The sequence below is a fragment of the Streptococcus infantis genome (genome assembly GCF_047463635.1).
In the GTDB taxonomy this organism is placed as follows: domain Bacteria; phylum Bacillota; class Bacilli; order Lactobacillales; family Streptococcaceae; genus Streptococcus; species Streptococcus infantis_W.
Genome location: NZ_JASHDL010000002.1, coordinates 45,373 through 65,121, shown reverse-complemented (window position 1 = coordinate 65,121; position 19,749 = coordinate 45,373). Strand labels below are relative to the sequence as shown.

Annotated in this window: 20 protein-coding genes and 1 pseudogene; all 21 read right to left on the bottom strand. The window is 41.2% G+C overall.

What is annotated here, in order from left to right; all coding sequences use genetic code 11:
• Window positions 1–31: 31 nt before the first annotated feature.
• The 21 genes and pseudogenes from purH to QM867_RS01950 all read right to left on the bottom strand — a co-directional run bounded on the left by purH (window position 32) and on the right by QM867_RS01950 (window position 19,702).
• The gene (gene purH / locus QM867_RS02050; protein ID WP_414315053.1) at window positions 32–1,579 is read right to left on the bottom strand and encodes a bifunctional phosphoribosylaminoimidazolecarboxamide formyltransferase/IMP cyclohydrolase; all 1,548 of its coding nucleotides are present in this window, start codon (window positions 1,577–1,579) and stop codon (window positions 32–34) included.
• 1 nt (window position 1,580) lies between these two features.
• Window positions 1,581–2,045: a GNAT family N-acetyltransferase gene (locus QM867_RS02045; RefSeq protein ID WP_281335550.1), complete on the bottom strand. Its 465-nt coding sequence runs from the start codon at window positions 2,043–2,045 to the stop codon at window positions 1,581–1,583.
• 44 nt (window positions 2,046–2,089) lie between these two features.
• Entirely contained in the window at window positions 2,090–2,644 is a 555-nt protein-coding gene (gene purN / locus QM867_RS02040; protein WP_281335551.1) for a phosphoribosylglycinamide formyltransferase, read from the bottom strand.
• Window positions 2,644–3,666 (bottom strand): phosphoribosylformylglycinamidine cyclo-ligase, encoded by a 1,023-nt coding sequence (gene purM / locus QM867_RS02035; protein ID WP_371607953.1) that lies wholly within the window; start codon window positions 3,664–3,666, stop codon window positions 2,644–2,646. The genes purN and purM overlap by 1 nt, the downstream gene beginning before the upstream one ends.
• A 217-nt stretch (window positions 3,667–3,883) precedes the next feature.
• A complete protein-coding gene (purF, locus tag QM867_RS02030; protein WP_414315052.1) occupies window positions 3,884–5,326 on the bottom strand; it encodes an amidophosphoribosyltransferase in 1,443 nt (480 codons plus the stop codon).
• Window positions 5,327–5,487: 161 nt separating this feature from the next.
• Window positions 5,488–9,213: a phosphoribosylformylglycinamidine synthase gene (locus tag QM867_RS02025; protein WP_414315051.1), complete on the bottom strand. Its 3,726-nt coding sequence runs from the start codon at window positions 9,211–9,213 to the stop codon at window positions 5,488–5,490.
• 200 nt (window positions 9,214–9,413) lie between these two features.
• Window positions 9,414–10,121 carry a phosphoribosylaminoimidazolesuccinocarboxamide synthase gene (gene purC / locus QM867_RS02020; protein WP_414315050.1) on the bottom strand — a complete coding sequence of 236 codons (708 nt, stop codon included), beginning with the start codon at window positions 10,119–10,121 and terminating at the stop codon, window positions 9,414–9,416.
• Between the two features lie 168 nt (window positions 10,122–10,289).
• Window positions 10,290–11,630 (bottom strand): bacteriocin secretion accessory protein, encoded by a 1,341-nt coding sequence (locus QM867_RS02015; RefSeq protein ID WP_414315049.1) that lies wholly within the window; start codon window positions 11,628–11,630, stop codon window positions 10,290–10,292.
• Window positions 11,631–11,642: 12 nt separating this feature from the next.
• Window positions 11,643–13,796, bottom strand: a complete 2,154-nt coding sequence (gene comA, locus QM867_RS02010) for a peptide cleavage/export ABC transporter ComA (protein ID WP_414315048.1) — start codon at window positions 13,794–13,796, stop codon at window positions 11,643–11,645.
• Between the two features lie 154 nt (window positions 13,797–13,950).
• Entirely contained in the window at window positions 13,951–14,148 is a 198-nt protein-coding gene (locus QM867_RS02005) for a hypothetical protein (RefSeq protein WP_414315047.1), read from the bottom strand.
• Window positions 14,141–14,377: a hypothetical protein gene (locus QM867_RS02000; protein WP_414315046.1), complete on the bottom strand. Its 237-nt coding sequence runs from the start codon at window positions 14,375–14,377 to the stop codon at window positions 14,141–14,143. The genes QM867_RS02005 and QM867_RS02000 overlap by 8 nt, the downstream gene beginning before the upstream one ends.
• Before the next feature lie 106 nt (window positions 14,378–14,483).
• Window positions 14,484–14,693: a bacteriocin immunity protein gene (locus tag QM867_RS01995; protein WP_373115408.1), complete on the bottom strand. Its 210-nt coding sequence runs from the start codon at window positions 14,691–14,693 to the stop codon at window positions 14,484–14,486.
• A gap of 24 nt (window positions 14,694–14,717) precedes the next feature.
• Window positions 14,718–14,906, bottom strand: a pseudogene (locus tag QM867_RS01990) (hypothetical protein).
• A gap of 317 nt (window positions 14,907–15,223) precedes the next feature.
• Window positions 15,224–15,379 carry a hypothetical protein gene (locus tag QM867_RS01985; RefSeq protein WP_162837517.1) on the bottom strand — a complete coding sequence of 52 codons (156 nt, stop codon included), beginning with the start codon at window positions 15,377–15,379 and terminating at the stop codon, window positions 15,224–15,226.
• 208 nt (window positions 15,380–15,587) lie between these two features.
• Window positions 15,588–15,764 carry a hypothetical protein gene (locus QM867_RS01980; protein WP_000793176.1) on the bottom strand — a complete coding sequence of 59 codons (177 nt, stop codon included), beginning with the start codon at window positions 15,762–15,764 and terminating at the stop codon, window positions 15,588–15,590.
• Between the two features lie 12 nt (window positions 15,765–15,776).
• Window positions 15,777–15,926: a class IIb bacteriocin, lactobin A/cerein 7B family gene (locus QM867_RS01975; RefSeq protein WP_311522410.1), complete on the bottom strand. Its 150-nt coding sequence runs from the start codon at window positions 15,924–15,926 to the stop codon at window positions 15,777–15,779.
• A 17-nt stretch (window positions 15,927–15,943) separates the two neighbouring features.
• A complete protein-coding gene (locus QM867_RS01970) occupies window positions 15,944–16,087 on the bottom strand; it encodes a class IIb bacteriocin, lactobin A/cerein 7B family (protein WP_075229712.1) in 144 nt (47 codons plus the stop codon).
• A gap of 447 nt (window positions 16,088–16,534) precedes the next feature.
• Window positions 16,535–16,771, bottom strand: coding sequence for an acyl carrier protein (locus tag QM867_RS01965; RefSeq protein WP_311522409.1), 237 nt, complete (start codon window positions 16,769–16,771; stop codon window positions 16,535–16,537).
• Between the two features lie 5 nt (window positions 16,772–16,776).
• Entirely contained in the window at window positions 16,777–17,769 is a 993-nt protein-coding gene (gene plsX / locus QM867_RS01960; protein ID WP_311522408.1) for a phosphate acyltransferase PlsX, read from the bottom strand.
• The gene (gene recO, locus QM867_RS01955; protein WP_311522407.1) at window positions 17,766–18,536 is read right to left on the bottom strand and encodes a DNA repair protein RecO; all 771 of its coding nucleotides are present in this window, start codon (window positions 18,534–18,536) and stop codon (window positions 17,766–17,768) included. The genes plsX and recO overlap by 4 nt, the downstream gene beginning before the upstream one ends.
• On the bottom strand, window positions 18,533–19,702 hold the full coding sequence (locus QM867_RS01950) for a pyridoxal phosphate-dependent aminotransferase (protein WP_311522406.1): 1,170 nt from the start codon (window positions 19,700–19,702) through the stop codon (window positions 18,533–18,535). The genes recO and QM867_RS01950 overlap by 4 nt, the downstream gene beginning before the upstream one ends.
• Window positions 19,703–19,749 lie beyond the last annotated feature (47 nt).

Genomic DNA, 19,749 nt, shown 5'->3' with positions numbered 1-19,749 from the left:
GAAAGAAACTGTTTTCTTCCCTTTCATTTTCTTAATGTCTAAAATGCCTCACGCCTGTGAAGACCATGGCCAATCCGTATTTATCCGCTGCTTCGATAGATTCTTGGTCACGGACGGAGCCTCCTGGCTGGATGATGGCCTTAATTCCTGCTTTAGCGATTTCTTCCACATTATCCGCAAATGGGAAGAAGGCATCCGAAGCAAGAACAGCACCGTCCAGACAGTCTTTAGCTTGGTCGATGGCAATACGGACTGAAGCCACACGGTTGGTTTGACCTGGGCCAACTCCAAGTGTCATGTGGTCGTTGGTTACGATAATTCCGTTTGATTTGACGTATTTAATAGCTTTCCAAGCGAATTCAAGGGCAGTCGCTTCTGTCTCAGTTGGTTGGCGTTTGGTCACCACTTGCCAGTCAGCTGGACTTTCTTTGACCACGTCTTGGTTTTGTACGAGAAGCCCACCAACCACACCTGTGTATTCTGCTTCCACTTCGCTAGCCTCTTGAGCGTCAAATGGCAAGGCAAGGATACGCAAGTTTTTCTTTTTGTTGGTCAAAATGGCTAGCGCTTCATCCGTATAGCTTGGTGCGATGATGATTTCAAGGAAAACACCGTGCATCTTCTCAGCAGTCGCAGCATCCACCTCACGGTTGAGAACGACAATACCACCAAAGATAGACACTGGGTCAGACTCATAAGCGTAATCCCAAGCAGTTTCGATGTCATCAGCTTGACCGATACCGCATGGATTCATGTGTTTGAGAGCCACAACGGTTGGACGGTCTTTGAAATCACGGATGATACGAATGGCAGCGTCCGCATCGCGGATATTGTTAAAGGATAATTCCTTACCGTTAAGCTGTTTCGCTGATGCAATTGAGTAATCTGTTGGCAAAGCTTTTTGATAGAAGTCAGCGTCTTGTTGAGGATTTTCCCCATAGCGCATAGCCTGCTTAAGGTCATAGGTCAAGGTCAGTTTTTCAGGTTTTACTTCACCCACTTGAGCTGTGAAATACTCTGCAATCAAGGCATCATAAGCCGCTGTGTGACGGAAAACCTTGGCTGCCAGACGTTGGCGAGTTTCGTAAGTTGTTTCGCCATTTGCTGCCAATTCGTCCAAAACCACAGCATAGTCAGTAGGATCTACCACAACTGTTACGCTAGCATGGTTTTTAGCCGCTGAACGAAGCATGGATGGCCCGCCGATATCGATGTTTTCAACTGCGTCAGCATAAGTCACGTCTTGTTTGAGGATGGTTTCCTTAAATGGGTAAAGGTTAACTACAACAAGATCGATAAGCTCAATCTGATTGTCCTTAGCCGCTTCCAAGTGGCTATCCAAGTCACGACGAGCAAGAAGCCCTCCGTGGATATTTGGGTGGAGAGTCTTGACACGACCGTCCATCATTTCTGGGAAACCAGTCACATCGTCGATGGCAATGGTGTCCACCCCAGCATTGTCAAGGGCAATCTTGGTCCCACCTGTAGAGATGATATCCCAACCAAGTTTTTTAAGTTCTTGGGCAAATTCTACAATGCCCGCTTTGTCTGAGACGCTGATTAAGGCCTTTTTCGTCATTCTATTCCTCTTTCTTTAGATCCAAGCGCATAGCGACTTCGTTATTTTCTTCTATAAATCCTGTTTCCTGAAAACCCAAACTAGTCAGTAGGTGCTTCATTTTTTCATTTCCAACCACATAATCTGCGATAATATGATTGCAAGTGCTATCCATCTGAGCCTTTTTGATCAAAACTTCCAAGGCTTTTCGTCCATAACCTATTCCTTGGTACTGCTGGCCAATCATTATCCTCCAGATAAAGTATTCCGCTTCATCCTTATCTATTTCCAACAGGAGAAAACCAACTACAAGCTTATTCCAATAGATTGCCATTGGAAACACATCCCCATTCTCTCGGTAGAGCCATGCGTCAGCTAAAGAGCGTACATTTGGAGCCACGAAACGTGCTCGTTCATCAGCGTCAGATATTTTCAAATCCAGCACTGCCTGAAAACTGCTCTCATCTACTAATTTCATCTCAATCATTTTTTCTCCTAGCAATATTGCATAATCAAAACTTGATTTACTTTTTATCTACTCTCCACTCCCAAATGTTCCAATACTTCTGGATAAAGTTTGTACTCTGTTTCGTGGATGCGAGTCTCGAAAGTATCAAGGGTATCCCCTTCAAGGCGTGGCACACGGACTTGTTTGATAACCTTACCGGTATCAACACCAGAGTCCACCCAGTGAATAGTCACGCCAGACTGGTCAACGCCTGCATTCCAAGCATCCTCAATACCATGAGCACCTGGAAATTCGGGGAGATAAGCTGGGTGAATATTGATGATACGGCCTTCATAAGCTGCTAGCAAGGTTGGACCGACGATTTTCATGTAGCCTGCAAGACAAACCAAGTCAATCTGGCGTTCATCCAAGAGATCGACGATGGCTCCTTCATAGTCTGCCTTGTTTTCAAACTCCTTGAGTTCAAAAGCGTAGGATAATACCCCAAGATTCTCTGCACGCTCAAGTACATAGGCATCCCGATGATCTGAAAAGACAAATTCTACTGGAAATTGTTCTGCAATCACCTGAAAGTTTGAGCCGTTGCCAGAGGCAAAAACAGCAATCTTTTTAGCCATTATTTAATCACCACACTTGCATCTGTCTTCTTGACAATCCGACCGATTTCATAGACAGGTTCGTCGAGAAGTTCTTTGACACGTTCCACATTTTCTGGTTTTACTGCAAGCATGAGACCAATCCCCATGTTGAAGATTTCAAACATTTCTTCGTGTTTGATTTGGCCATATTTTTCAAGAGCTTTGAAAATTGGAAGAACTGGAACCTTGCTTTCATCAATTTCAGCAGCCAAGTCATCCGCGAACATACGTGGTACATTTTCAATGAAACCACCACCTGTGATGTGGGCAATACCGTTAACCAATTCTTCTTTGATGAGTGGCAAAGCTGCTTTGACATAGATACGAGTTGGTTCCAAAAGGACGTCCTTAAGTTTTCTACCTTCCAACTCTGGGAGAACTTCTTCCCCTGTGTAATCAGCAAAGACACGACGAACAAGTGAGTAACCATTTGAATGTATTCCGCTTGAGGCAAGTCCAAGAATCACATCTCCGTCAGCTACTTTTGAACCGTCGATGATTTGAGATTTTTCTGCAACACCAACAGCAAAACCAGCCAAGTCATAGTCATCTTCACCGTACATACCAGGCATTTCAGCCGTTTCACCACCGATAAGGGCTGCACCAGCTTGCACACAACCTTCAGCCACACCAGCAACAACTTGTTCTAGTTTAGCTGGTTCATTTTTACCAGTTGCGATATAGTCCAAGAAGTAAAGAGGCTCTGCACCTGCAGCGATGATATCGTTGACACACATGGCCACACAGTCCTGACCAATGGTATCATGCTTGTCGTACTTGATAGCCAGCATAAGTTTGGTTCCGACACCGTCCGTCCCTGAGATCAAAACAGGTTCTTTGACACCTGTCTTTGAAAGATCAAACATGCCACCGAAACCACCCAGAGCTCCCATAACACCTGCGCGTTCTGTACGAGCCACGTGTTTTTTGATCCGTTCAACAACTTCATAACCCGCTTCAACGTCCACACCCGATTGCGCATAAGCATTTTTATTTGTCATTTTATTCATTCCTTTTCTTTTTTGAGAAAGACTACGACGTATTTTTAGATAAACGATTATTTTATCTAAAAATACTAGTCAGGTCTCTAGCTTTGGTCCCATAGGAGAAAGCGTCTACTGACAAATGCTTTAGCTTTTAGTCAGTAGTGAGACGTGGAGCGTATGCATTCTTATTTGTCATTTGTTTATTCCTTTTCCTTTCCTCCAATGGGGAATTTTATTTGTAAAAACTCGTTTTTTCTTCTAAACTTCTACGATATTCTTCTTCATAATCATAGAGAGGAGTTGGATATTTCCCATCAAAGTAAGCCACACAGAGACCGCCATTTGGCGCATCTGTTTCAATCCCAATAGAGTCAATCAAGCCATCAATCGAAAGATAAGTCAGGCTATCCGCACCAATGATTTGGCAAGTTTCCTCAACGGTATGATTGGCCGCAATCAACTCCTGACGTGTCTGGATATCAATCCCGTAGAAACAAGGATAGGCAAGAGCAGGGCTACCGATGGCAACGTGAACTTCTGATGCCCCCGCTTCTTTCAAGAGTTGGACAATACGACGAGATGTTGTTCCTCGCACGATAGAGTCATCAATCATGACCACACGTTTGCCTTTAACGACACCAGAAACGGCAGACAATTTCATCCGAACCCCTTGCTCGCGCAATTCTTGAGTCGGTTGGATAAATGTCCGTTGTGTATATTGGTTCTTGATAAGACCCATTTCATTTGGCAGACCTGATTCTTCGGCAAAGCCCATCGCTGCACTGAGTGAGGAGTTTGGCACACCGACCACAATGTCAGCTTCATGCTTGAACTCACGTGCTAATTGAGCTCCCATTCGCTTACGAGCCGTATGGACATTGACACCATGGATATTGGAGTCAGGACGGGCAAAGTAGATATACTCCATGGAACAGATAGCCAGTTGAGTATCATTTGTATAGCTGTCATACTGGATGCCATTGTCATCAATAATGACAATCTCGCCTGGTTTTACGTCGCGAATCCACTCAGCACCGATTACTTCAAAGGCACAGGTTTCAGATGAAACCACTACTGCTCCATTAGCCATTTTCCCGATTGACAGAGGTCGGAAGCCATTTGGGTCAAGCGCTGCAATTAACTTATCTTCAAACATCAAGAGATAAGCAAAACCACCTTTAACAAGACTGAGTGCTTCCTTGATTTTACCCATCAGGTTTGGATTGTGGCTACGGCGAATAAGGTGAGCCAAGATTTCTGAGTCAGAGGTTGAGCTGAAAATCGCTCCTCTTTGTTCCAATTCTTGCTTGAGCGATTCTGCATTGGTCAGATTCCCATTATGAGCCAAACCAAACTGCATATCGTGAAAGCGGAAGAGGAAAGGTTGGATATTGTCTACAGAAGCTTCTCCCGCAGTCGCATAACGCACGTGCCCAATCGCTCCAGTTCCTGTCAATTTATCCAAATTCGCAGGATTTTTGAAGACTTCTGATAAAAGCCCCATATCACGATGACGCTTCAATTTCCCTTGGTCATTGGAGAGGATTCCTGCCCCCTCCTGACCACGATGCTGAAGACTATGGAGTCCAAAATAGGTCAATTTGGCAGCGTCTGGGTGACCCCAGATACCAAAAACACCACATTCTTCATTAAGAGATTTTACTTCGTATGTCATTTTATATACCTAATTTTTATTTGTGTATCATTCCTTCAGTAGAGCGGAATGATACGGTAGAAGCTCGCTTCACTCGCAAAACAAAACATTTGCAATCATCATGAGCTAGACCTACATGACTTTTACATTATTGATACTATCTATTAGAAAATCTGCAAATCTTATTTTCCAGTAAAGTATTTAACCGCTGATGCAAAGAGGTGTTGGTCTTTATTTCCTGGAATATTTTGGAAGAGACCGTCTTCGAAACGTTCTGAGTGACCCATCTTACCAATAATTTGACCGTTCTTACTGGTGATACCTTCAATCGCATTCACAGATCCGTTAGGATTGTATTTTGAATCCATGCTTGGTTGGCCTTCGAAGTCAACATATTGGCTAAAGATTTGACCATTGTCACGAAGCTCTGCAAATTCCTCAGCTGTCATGACAAATTTACCTTCACCGTGTGATACTGGGATGGCATGGATGTCACCAACCTCAACTCCGGCAAGCCATGGTGAGTTGGTGTTGGCAATACGTGTCTCAACCATCTTGGCCACGTGTTGGTTAGCATCATTGTAGAAGAGGGTTGGACTCGTGCTACTTACATCTTCAAAGTTTCCATATGGAAGAAGACCTGATTTGACAAGGGCTTGGAATCCGTTACAGATACCGATGATCAAACCACCACCTTCGATGAAGCTATCAATGGTTGCACGTACTTTTTCATTGAGCAAGATGTTGACGATGAATTTAGCTGATCCATCTGGTTCATCCGCTGCTGAGAAACCACCTGCAAAGAAGATAATGTTAGCTTTTTCGATATTGTCAACCATAGTATCAACAGACTTGACAATCGCTTCTTCATTAAGTGTTACAAATGGTACCAAGTTGACTTTTGCACCTTCTTTTTCAAAGGCTTTAGCTGAATCGTACTCAGAGTTCGTACCTGGGAATACTGGGATGTAAACCACTGGTGTCTCAACTGTTTCTTTAACTTTGATCACAGCATCTGATGCCACAGCTGGTACTTCTTCCAACTCAGTTGCTTGTGCAAATTCCGTTGGGTAAACCTCTTCCAATTTACCTTGGAAGGCACTGTCAAGCTTGTGTCCATCAAGCGTTACATCATTGACAGTAAGTGTAAAGTCAGCTGCTGTTTGTCCAATCTTGGCAATCCCTGCAATATCTTCCGGAGATGTGAAGACGAATCCACCCAATTGAGCTGTCAAGGCAGTCTCAAGATTTTCAAGGGTTACAGTGGCACCAATATGGTTACCAAATGTTGCAAGGGCAAGGGCTTCAAGGACACCACCATATTTGACAGCTGATGCTGCTGTTACTTTGTGATCAGCTTGGATGGCTTCAAATTGAGCAAAGTTAGACTTGATAAGATCGAAGTCAATTTCTTGTGCCAAAGCTTGACCTGGGATGTAATAGATATTTTCACCAGCAGCTTTAAATTCTGGAGAAAGGACCTTACGGCTATCTGCAGTTGTGACACCAAAAGCAACCAAGGTTGGTGGTACTGTCAATTCTTCAAAGGTACCAGACATAGAGTCTTTCCCACCGATAGACGGTAAGCCAAGCTGGATTTGTGCTTCGATAGAACCTAGGAGAGCTGCTACTGGCTGACCAAAACGCTCTGCTTGTTTATCCATCCGCTCGAAGTATTCTTGATAAGAGAAACGAGCCTTAGACCAGTTTGCACCAGCAGCAACCAAACGGGCAGTTGCTTCGATCACTGCATAAGCCGCACCATGATATGGAGACCATTCTGCTACATAAGGGTTGAACCCTTGTGCCATAACAGAAGCAGTTGTTGTCACACCATGTTGGACTGGCAATTTCTGTACAGAAGCTTCAGTTGGTGTAATTTGGTAGCGACCACCAAGTGGGTGATTGACTGTTGAACGACCAACTGAGCTATCAAAGATGGTTTGCAACCCTTTTTGACTAGCATGGTTGAGGTCAGCCAAGACTGCAAGCGTATCTGCTTCAAGTGTTTCAGCGGATGTTTGACGTTCTTCTGGAATCTTGACATCCTTGTCAACCACCTTAGCATCTACAACCACACGTACACCATTTGTATCAAGGAAACGACGTTCCAAATCAACGATGGTTTCGCCATTCCAATGCATAACAAGATTTGGTTTTTCAGTCACTGTTGCAACGACAACAGCATCAATATTTTCTTTGTTACATGCTGCAATGAAGGCATCTACATCTTCTGGACGAACTACCACGGCCATCCGTTCTTGAGATTCAGAGATGGCAATTTCTGTACCGTTCAAGCCTTGGTATTTCAATGGCACTTTGTCTAGGTCAATTTCAAGACCATCTGCCAATTCACCGATCGCTACGCAGACGCCACCAGCACCAAAGTCATTTGATTTCTTGATCAGACGAGTCACATCACCATTACGGAAAAGACGTTGAATCTTACGCTCTTCGATGGCATTCCCTTTTTGAACCTCAGCACCAGCTGTTTCAACAGATTCAACCGTTTGAACCTTAGAAGAACCTGTCGCACCACCGACACCATCACGTCCAGTCTTACCACCAAGCAAGATAATCACATCACCTGCTTCAGGTTTTTCACGGACAACATTTTCCTTAGGAGCCGCACCGACAACGGCACCTAGCTCCATACGTTTGGCAACGAAACCTGGGTGGAAGTATTCACGAACATAAGTTGTTGCAAGACCAATTTGGTTACCATATGAAGAATAACCGTGAGCCGCTGTTTTAGAAATCACTTGTTGTGGCAATTTCCCAGCGCGAGTCGCTGAAATTGGAGCTGTAATATCACCAGCACCTGAGATACGCATGGCTTGGTAAACGTATGAACGACCTGACAATGGGTCACGAATAGCCCCACCGATACAAGTTGCCGCTCCACCAAATGGTTCAATTTCCGTTGGGTGGTTGTGAGTTTCGTTCTTAAACATGAGAAGCCATGGCTCTTTCACACCATTGACATCCACTTCAATTTCAACCGAGCAAGCATTGATTTCATCTGACACTTCCATGTCGTCCAAACGACCATTGGCACGCTCATAACGACCAAAAATAGTCGCCATATCCATCATGGTTTGAGGTTTTTCCGTACGTCCCAACTCATCACGCATGGCAATATACTTGTCATAAGTCGCTTGCAATTGTTTTTGGAATTTAGAAGCTGAGAAGTCGATGTTTTTCAACTCAGTCTCGAAAGTTGTGTGACGGCAGTGGTCAGACCAGTAAGTATCCAAGACCTTAAGCTCAGTTTCAGTTGGCACACGTCCAATAGACTTGAAGTAATCTTGGATGAAGAGAAGGTCATCCACTTCCATGGCCAATCCTTGCTCTGCCTTATACTGTGCAAAATCTTCTGCTGTATAAGTTTCAAAGAAATCCAAGTTTGGAATGGTCTTATCAGACTCAGAGAATTCCTGTTTAGCAATGCCAACAGTGATATCTTTGAAACGAGAGTCCACTGGGTTCAAGAGGTAGTTTTTGACAGCTTCCAATTCATTCGCATCAATATCCTTATTGACCAAGTAAAGTTGTGCTGTGTTCACTGTTACATCATTTGAACTACCAAGTAAAAGCAAAGCTTCCTGTGAAGATGCCGCACGTTGGTCAAATTGACCAGGCAAACTTTCGATAGCAAAGAAAGCAACCTTCTCAAGATCAGCCTGAACCGCAGCTTCATCCAAAACAGTATCGGTCACCTGCTCAGAGAAGATATGTTTTTCCGCACGCGCAAACAAATCCTCTGCTAAATTAAAGACATCGTAAACCTGAACAATCCGAAGATCATTCAAGGTTTTCAACTGAAGATTATGCTGTAATTCTTTTACTAAAGAGTCAGATTTGACACGAAAATCAGCTTTTTTCTCAACGAAAATACGTTTATCCATTTTAGTTCCTTTATCTATTTCTACTTAAAGATTGTAGTGAAGATCAAGTAAAACTTTACTTCAATCCTTGTAATTTCTCCAGCACAACCTTATATACATCCGTTAAACTGCCCAGATCTCTACGGAGTGAAAAGGTCTAGTAGACCTTTTCAGCTTGAGTCCCTTTTCTTTAAAGACGAAGGTTTTTCGTTTCAAACAGGTTACTTCAATCCCTGCAACTTCTCCAAAACAACCTGATAAACATCTGTTAAACTGCCCAGATCTCTACGGAAAACATCCTTATCCATATGGTGCCCTTCAGCATCCCAAAGGCGGCAGTTATCTGGTGAAAATTCATCTGCCAAGATAATTTTGCCATCCTTATCAAAACCGAATTCCAATTTGAAGTCAATCAAACGAAGACCAATTTGTGCAAACCAATCTTTCAACAATTCATTGATACGACGTGTTTCTCCCTTGATATAAGCAATTTGCTCATCATTGGCAATATCCAAGAACTTCACATGCTCATCATTGATGAATGGATCATCCAAATCATCGTTCTTGTAGTAAAATTCAACGATTGGAGTTTCTAAGTCCAAACCTTCTTCCACGCCAAAACGTTTTGAGAAAGAACCTGCAGTCACGTTACGAAGAACAACCTCCAAAGGAATGATGGTCACCTTCTTATTGAGTTGTTCTGTGTCAGAAATACGTTCGATAAAGTGTGTCGCCACACCAGCCACATTCAATTTTTCGAAAATAAGAGACGAAATCTGATTATTCAACACACCTTTCCCCTCTATGGTCTCTTTGCGAGCTCCATTCAGCATAGTGGCCTGGTCCTTGTAGACCGACTTAATCACATTTTCGTCTTCTGTAGTATAGATATCTTTAGCTTTTCCCGTATAAATAAGTTTACTGGACATTTTCTTGTTCGCCTTTCACATTACTTTACATCATTCTAACACAGCTTTTACTAAAAATCAAATATTTCACGAACTATATTCGATGTCATGTCTGAAAAAGTACAGAAAAATCGCAAACGATTTTTCAATTGCGATTTTCTAAGATTGATTTGAGTTAGAATGCGAACCTTATTCTTGTTTCAAAAAGCGGTCAAGATAGTAGCGTAAAAAACTCTTCCTACCTCTAATCATGGTTAAACGACCTTCAAGTCCATAACGAAGTTTTTCTGCTTGTTCAGCATTCAAATCCGTCTCTGCCTCTAATTTAAAGAAATTGCCCTTTTCTGTCTGAGTCGCACTGGTATCGATATTGGTAATCTTGGATGTCAACACTAGTTGCTTATTCGCATCTGTTACTGTTGTAAATCGTACTTCATTTCCATGCTTGAGACCAGCCACTTCCTTAGAACTGATATAAGCTGTCAGTTTCGCCTTCCTCTCCCTAGCCAACTGCGGAAAAAGGTGAGCAAGGATAGTTCCTTCTGGAATGATGGTAGATCGACTATGCTCAGGATTCAAATGTAGAACACCATCTTCTGTTGCTGTAATTTTCCCCTTCTCTAAAAGATTTCCTTGAATCTTTTTACCTGACTCCACTTCAAGAATTTTCTGATCTAAGAGCGTTAATTCCTGGCCTACCTTGGCTAGTTGCTGAGATTTCAATGACTCCAACTGACTTCCTAATCCAGATGCATAAGCTTGCTGGGCTCCTGATCCTGCATACTGTACTCGATAACCTGCAAGAGTTGACTCCAACTGAGTGATGTGAGCATCTAGCTGAGATAAGGCCTGCTGTTTGGCTTCCGATCCCTGCTCTTTTGTTGATTGATAAATGGCATAAGCTGGATGATCACTCTCTAAGATTCCATCAGCTTGAATAGCAGACTTGGCTTGCTGATATTCTTTAATTTTGGACTGGGTTTCACCGATAAGATTGCCTAACTCTGCCTGACTACCACTGGCTGCTGCATTTTGAGATGATATACTAGCATTTTGCTGCTCAACCTGACTTCGCAGACTAGCAGCTTGATTTAGATAATCTAAAAAACTATGCTGATAGCCAAATTTATCTGTTTCAGGAAATTGATCACTTCCTGCTTGAAGGCTTGCTTTTAAATACTCCAGTTGAACCTTCTGATCCTTGAGCATTTCCAACTGACTAGCATAATTCTCAGCCTGAACCGCTTCTGCTCCCTCTTGGTATTGAACGAGAAGATCTCCTTGTTTGACAAACTTATTTTCAGCCAAATGATTAGCCACAATCTTGCTATTACTGCTAGACTGAATGGTGGCAATGATACGAGCAGGTTCTACCGTAGCTCCAGCTGTCAAGCTTATCTCCTTTTGTGCAAAGATTGAAAAAACGATTAGGAACAAAAACAAGATAAAACTTGGAAAAATCACATAACTAGAAAAATTATGGTAACGACGATTATAAAACTCCGCACTTTCTAAAAATTCTGATTGCATCTTTTTTCCTCTCTAACTATTCACTAGATGGGCGTAAAATCCACCCTGAGCCAGTAAATCCATATGTGCACCCTCTTCGACAATCTTGCCCTGATCCAAAACGACAACCTTCTCTGTCCGCTCAGCAATGGTCAAGCGGTGAGCAATGAAAATCAAGGTCTTATCCAAAGCCATTAGATTATCGACAATTCGCTTCTCGGTCAAAATATCTAGACTGCTAGTCGCCTCATCCAAGATCAAGACAGGCGCATCGGTCAAGAGAGCACGCGCCAAAGCGATCCTCTGACGTTGCCCACCTGAAATGCCCGCTCCATCCGAAGTCAGTTCTGTCTGGTAATTCAGTGGCATCCGCTCGATATCCTCCCGAATCTCAGCCAACTCCACTGCTCTCAAGATATCCTCCTGGGTCGTCCCCTCCTTAGCTCCAAGGAGAAGATTCTCCAAAATCGTCCCATTGAAAACATAGGGCTGTTGAGGCAGGTAGTTGATATACTGGCGTAGAGCCTTTTTATCAATCTGATTGAGATTGACACCACCCAGACTAATCTCCCCCTGACTTGGATCATAAAAATTAACCATCATCTTAGCCAAGGTCGTCTTACCCGATCCTGAAATCCCTACAAAAGCCACTTTAGAGCCTTGCGAAATGGTTAGATTGATGTCAGACAAGACATCTCGACCATAGCCATATTTGTAGTGAACCTGCTTGAAATCCATATCCCCTTCTAGCAAGCTCAAATCTGAGACTGTTTTCTTTTCCTCAAACTCAGATGCAACCAGATAAACTTCATTGAGACGGTTATTGGCTACCTGCGCTGTCTGAAGCTTGGTTTGCAGATTGATGATATTTTCCAATGGATTTGTAAAGTAAATAAGCAAGGTATTATAGGTAATCAACTGGCCCAAACTCATCTTATTATCCATGACTAGGAGAGCCCCCATCCAGAGAATACCAACATTGAGTAAGAGCTGGGCAACTTTTTTCAGAGCCTTTTGCTGGCTCTCTGCCCGACTGTAGGTAAAAGATTTTTTCAGATAATCTACAAATTCCTTGTCAATCTTTTGGTAGCGTGAACTTTCACTAGTTAAGGACTTGATAGTCTCAATGCCATTGATGTCCTCAATGATAGAAGAAGACAGAACCGCATTGGCTTCCATGGTATCCCGATTCATCTTTTCAAAGGGCTTCATAAAAGCAAAGATAATCACTGTATAGATAGGAAGGGCTAGCAAACTCATGAAAAAGAGATTGCTATTCTGCGAAAATAGAACTACTGAAATAATCAAGACAGTAGATACATCCAAAAAGATTGACAGAATAGTCGAAGCCAGTGCATCGATGATACTGTTAGCATCTGTAAAACGAGACACGATTTCCCCTGTCCTGCGTGTCGCAAAGAAGGACATAGGCAGGTGAAAAACATGCTTGATATAGGACAAAATCACATCAATCGATAAGCGTTGTCCCAAAACAAGTAAGAGATACTCCTGAGCATAAGACAAAATCTGCTGGAGAATATAGACGATAACCAGCCCAATAGAAATAATCCCAAGCGTCGAACGCATCTGATCTGGCACATAGGTATCAATGATAGACTGCAGATAATAAGAACCCACAATGTTAATCAAGGTTACCAAGAGTGTTGCCAAAACGATATTAGCAATCAAGCCACGCTGCTTCACTAATATAGGGATAAAAGAGAGCAGACCATTCTTTTGATCCTTATGAGGCTTATAGTCTGGACTCGGTGCCATAAAAAGAGTCATTCCTGTCCATTCTTCCGCAAAACGCTCACGTGGCAGTTTAGTCAACTTCACCCCGGGATCTGGATCGGCAATATGAATGCTATCCTTATCCTGCCCAGTCACCACATAGTAGTGGAGCAATTTCCCTTCCTTAAGCACATGAGCCACAAAAGGAAAGGTTACATCTGGCAAATCAAACAAAGTCATGTCGGCCTTAATGGCTCGCGTCTCAAAACCAATCTCCTCAGCAACCTTGACCAGTCCCAAAGCCGTGGTCCCATCCATGGTCGTCTTAGCCAACTCTCGCAAGTGAGCCAAAGAATAATAACTACCATAGTAGCCAAAGACCATGGCTAATGAAGCTACACCACAGTCCATCTGATCTACTTGAGGACGATAGTGACGTTTACTAAATTTCATATCCTACTCCTTTTCCTAACCATCTCCAAAGAAAACTTTGTAAGATTATTTTATCCAAACAAAGAAGCAAAAAGAAAATTATTTCTAAAAAAACAATAACTGCACCTGAACAGCACTTTTTCCTACATAAAAATAGGTAGAACAAACGTCCTACCTAAAATATATATTTATAAAGATTTCTTTTTCTTTTGTCAATCATATACAAACCTATAAATGAAAACAAGGATGGTACAAGATAACTTTTTTCACTCATTGTCAGCTGAAATCCCAGAGTTGCTAGTATCTTAAAGATGAAAATATTCATCAGGAATAAGAAAAGGAATATTAGAAAAAATTTTAAAGTTTTATTCATTTACATCCTGATTATCTTTTTTACCTCTTATGTTCTGAATAGCCTGATATTTTACTGTTATGTAAATGATTAAAATAAGTAGGGGATAAGAGAATAAATCTGAAAGTTCCATGAAATTTATACTACACTTTCCTAGCCATAGTTTATAGTCCATTAAAACTTGCATGATAGAAAGTACAATACGTACTAGTAGAAGAAAACCCAATAATATCACTTCTTTTTTAAACATGCGAATATCCTTCTAACTAAAATTAAACTACAGTTCATCAGCTTAACACCCCAACATTCCTCAAGATTGCCCTAATACTGGAACCACAAAGTTCAAATTCATTTTATCAACCTTTATCACATTTTTCTTCACTTCTACAAAGTAAAATAAATACCATCAAGAATAGTGAAATTGTAGGTATATCAAAATTTTCAAACCATGTAGGTAGATTTATTTTGTTTACATCAGCGACTATTCTAACAATGATATAAACCATCGAACTGCAGCATACAGTAAACTCTAGCCAAGCTTTTTGTAACACTTGAACGACTTTCATCTCAAACCCCAATCTGATGTTCCATCAATTTCCAATCTTACTTTCTTTTGTTTTGTACTTATATCCTACATAAACCAACCCAAGCAGAATTGGATAGGCTTATAGATAAAACAAGGTATTGATCGGTTTTTTCAGAATCAAATACGTTACAATATAGATAATGACTGACACGATAAAATAACCTTCAGCAAATCCCAATAAAAATTTTTTCATAGCAGACTCCTATTTATCTGACAAGAATGGCAGAGTTTTTCCGCCATTCACACGCACAAAATCTTTTCATTCAGATTCATCATTTATAGTTTGGATTATTTTTTGACAAATCGTTGCAAAAAATCCCAAAATAGCCTGAGGCAATCAATCCAACTAAATACCATTTCCAATCAAAGGATAACAACGAACCTGTACGAATTACATGAAGTACGAGATTGAGACCCATTGCCACCAAAGGAACTATGGTAACAATGTATTGAGATCAGTGTTGCGATTCATACTTGATTTTCTTTTACGATTTGCCACAAATTTTTAAATTAACGTCTACTTCCCAAATGACGCCCATACATATAGGTAACGACTCCTAAAACACCCCAAGCCACTGCTGTAGAAGTAGTAACAATGAAACCTCCCTTAGTTACAGCCAAGTCTTCCTCTGTCATAATAGCAAATTTTTCATCCAGTTTCTTCATCTTTCATCTACTCCTTTTTAAATAATACTAGCTAATCCAATAGCTACTCCAACCAAAAGTCCTACTATTCCTGAGGCTGATATAATTATAGCCGCACATTCTTCTGAGATATTCATTTATTTCTCCATTTTTTTAGTTCTTATTTCATTGATAACAACTAAAAGATGATTATTCTATAGCATTTGCCACATACTAATAATAGTTCTCTTTAAACCTTGTCTTTACCTGAATCTAAATAACTCATCATCAAAATAAGCATCGGAACAAATAACTCTGTTTGGAAATATTTTTCAACATTAAAGGTGATTACATGTAAATCCCCCAATATACAAAGCACTCCAAAAATAATTAAAAAGGCTCCCATTACATTTTTTAGATTTTTCATACAAGTTCACTTCTATCCAAATTTACGTTTTAAATCTTGACCAATTAATCGACCACCAAGGAAAATTGCCAATCCTGCACCAACCGTGGCTATGGTAATTGATCCACCTTCTGTATTCATCAATTCTTCTTCTGTCAATTCTGTCCATTTATTTAAATTCATTTTTTCTCTCCTTATTATTACATAAAATAGCCCCAAGCAATACCACCAATTAGTAAGACACCTCCTACAACTACGGCGGTAACCGACCCCCCATCCACTTCCATTAGCTCTTCTTCTGTAAGAGCTACAAAGTTCTGTTCCATTTTGTCAAAGTTTGTCATCTTTTTTCTCCTTTATTTTTATAGTTTTTTGTTTGCAATTTTTAACCTTTAAACCATTTTAAAAGCCAAATTGGATAAATAACTGAAATAATCATTTCTAATCTCCTTCCTTTTCTTCTTACTTATCTATTCGAAAAATAATTTAAAATAAATTTATTTATTTCAAAAACCACTTAATTAACCATGGATACAAGCTTGGTATAAACATGAAGTAATCTCCTTCCTCTTCTTCTCACTTGTCTATTCGAGAAATCATTTTAAAATAAACAATTAAATCAAATTTATTTTAAAAACCACTTGATCAACCACGGATAAAGACCTGTCACATACATCAGCAATCCTCCTTTTTTGTTCTTATCTCTTTATTCGTAAACTCAACTATAAAATTTCAAAATCTTATCTTTTTCGAAAAACAAAAAAACAACATGACTTGCATGTTGCTATATGTTAGATTTTATCTTTAATGGCTTTTAATACATCTGCCACACTTTGAAGATGGTCGATTTCTTCATCACTGATTTCAATTCCAAATTCATCCTCAATGGTTAGTACGAATTCCATCAAATCTACCGAATCAGCATCCAAATCATCCTTCAAGCTCAAGGCCTCTGTGACTACAAAGTCTTCTCCTTGACGTTCTTGGATGATGGTCACGATACGGTTAAAAATTTCTTTATCTGTCATATATATTATTCTCCTGAAAATTCACGCGCAGTTTGAGCAACTACGTCTGTTTCTAGCATGGTACGAATCTGACGAATCGTACTGTACACAGCCTTGGCATCACTTGATCCATGAGTCTTGACAACCGGCGCCTTGACACCAAACAAGACTGCACCTCCAACGTCAGAATAGTTGAGCTGCTTTTTCAAACCTCTAAGACTATCCTTAAGAAGAAGAGCACCTAATTTAGCTCGCAAACCGCCACCTGTAATGGTATTTTTTAGTAAGCCCATGATTCCCATGGCTGTACCTTCAATGGATTTGAGCACAGCGTTTCCCGTGAAACCATCTGTTACGACTACATCAGCAACGCCATCCATTAAATCACGCGCTTCCACATTACCGATAAAGTTCAAACTCTCATCAGCTACTAGCAAGTCATAAGTTTCCTTGCGGAGTGGATCTCCCTTGCTGCTCTCGGTCCCGTTATTAAGCAAACCAACTCGTGGTTTTGCAATTCCACGAACATTTTTAGCGTAGAAAGAACCTAGGATGGCATATTGATGAAGGTGATGGGCTGTGTTTTCTGCATTGGCACCGAGATCTAGCATATCAAAACCTTTCCCATCAATAGTTGGCAAGGTTGACATAAGCCCAGGTCGATCGATATTCTTGATACGACCTACGATGAAAAATCCGGCCGCAAGCAAAGCACCTGTATTTCCTGCAGAAAGAACAGCATCTGCCTCTCCATCTTTGACAGCCTTGGCCGCCAAGACCATACTGGCATTTTTCTTCTTACGGATGGCTCTTGTAGGCTCATCGTCTGAATCGATTTTTTCATCAGTATGGATAATACTAACGCGCTCTGTAGCTGTTAGATATTGCTTAATTTTACTTTCATCTCCGTAAAGTTGAATCTCAATATCTGAAAAGTCAGCAAGAGCTTGATTGACTCCCTCTACAATAGCTTGAGGTGCATAATCGCCACCCATTGCATCTACTGCGATTTTTTTCATTTGTCTTCCTCTTTTAGTAATTGTCCCCAATCGGCTAGGGAATCAATAAATTTCTTTGATTTTAGGTGAATCCCGACGTACTCTTCGTAAATCTGGTCCATAAACTTACGCAAGTCTTGCTTAATTTCTGACTTGAGCGAAATAGTCTCCAGAGTATCAAAATCAATGGCTTGAAATTGATTGAGCAGATAAGGAATATTGGGATTTAGATGACATCGTTTCTCATCCTCATGATAATGCTCTGGGCAAAGACAGGCTCCATATTTGAAAGAAAAGTCAAAGGCCTGACCTACTCGATGACAAAAAGTACACTCATTAAAGTTTAGACCAATCCCAAACCGTGTCAAAATCTGAATTTCAAAAATATTAGTCAAGACCTGATAATCTAAGCCCTCTTCCATCAGCTCTAATGTCTTCTGCAAAAAAGCAAATAAAGGAGCGTCCTGCTGATTATCCTGCAAACTCGCATCAGCCAAGGCTGCCACATAGGTCGCATAAGCCATGGTAAAGAGATCACTATTGATCCCTGGAAAGGTCATCACCTCATGATAATCCTCAATATAACTGAGTCCATCATCATTGATGCGCAAGAGAAAACGAGCTAGCACCAAGGGCTGAATAACCGGAGCCAGTTTTGATTGACCAGCGTGTTTCACAAAAAACATGCGCTTGCCTGCCTGTTCTGTAAAGATTTTAACAAGCTTATCATCCTCTCGAAAATTTCGATTGTAAAGTACTAAACCCTGACTTGTGATAGATTGAATCATGCTTCTCTCATGTACTCCTCAAGTCGTTTCATAGCTTCTCTGATGGTTCCCATGCTAGCTGCATAAGATAGGCGAACATAGCCCTCTCCATACTGTCCAAAGGCAGCACCAGGGATGAAGGCGACAGCCTTTTTCTGGGCAAAATCTTTCAGAAAAGCAAAGGAATCTTGATTATAGCCTGCTGGAATCTTAGCAAAGATATAAAAAGCACCATCTGGTTTGATAATCTCAAAACCAAGTGCAGTCATCTTCTCGATAATGTAGTCCCGACGTTGGATATATTCCTTCTTCATAGGTTCCGCATCATTCTTACCAGCTGTCAAAGCTTCTACCGCTGCGTGTTGAGCCATGGTGTTTGCGGCAGTGACCAAGTACTGGTGACTCTTGATGAGTTGAGCTGTAAAGTTTGCTGGTGCAAAGATAAAACCTAAACGCCAACCTGTCATGGCATGGGATTTGGATAGACCATTGATGATAATGGCCTGATCTCTCAGCATAGTACCCAGCGATACATGATTTTCCCCTGTATAGGTCAATTCTGAGTAGACTTCATCACAGACTACGAAAATCTCATACTTACGTAAAACAGCTGCCAAGTCTTCTAATTGCTCGCGACTATAAGTGATTCCTGTAGGGTTGGCTGGATAGTTGAGAATAACTGCCTTGAGCTTGTCCCACTGCTCCAAAATTGCCTTTTCCAACATCTCAGGCGTCAAAACAAAACCATTTTCAGTTGTATCAATTTCGACAATCTCTGCACCAACTAGATTAACTATTGGCTCATAGCCAGGATAGGCAGGAGCTGGCAAGAGAACCTTGTCTCCTTCCTCCAAAATGGCTGTCAAAGTAGCTGATAAAGCTTCTGTCGCACCAATTGTAACCAAGATTTCATTTTCAGGATTGTAGTCCAACTGATACTTTTCTTTTACAAAATCACTAGCTGCTTGGCGTAAGGTCAACAAACCGCTCATCCCTGTATAGTAGGATTGGTCTTGATCGATGGCTCGCTTTGCAGCCTCCTTGACATGATCTGGCGTTGTAAAATCTGGTTCTCCCAAGGTCAACCGCAGGACTCCAGGAATCTCTGAAATAGCCTGGTCAAACTGACGAATCAAGGAAACTTGAATCTTATCTAATTGTTTATTAAATCGCTTGGTTAAGTCCATAGATACCCTCCTTGCTTAAAGAACATATGTCTATTATACTACAAAAG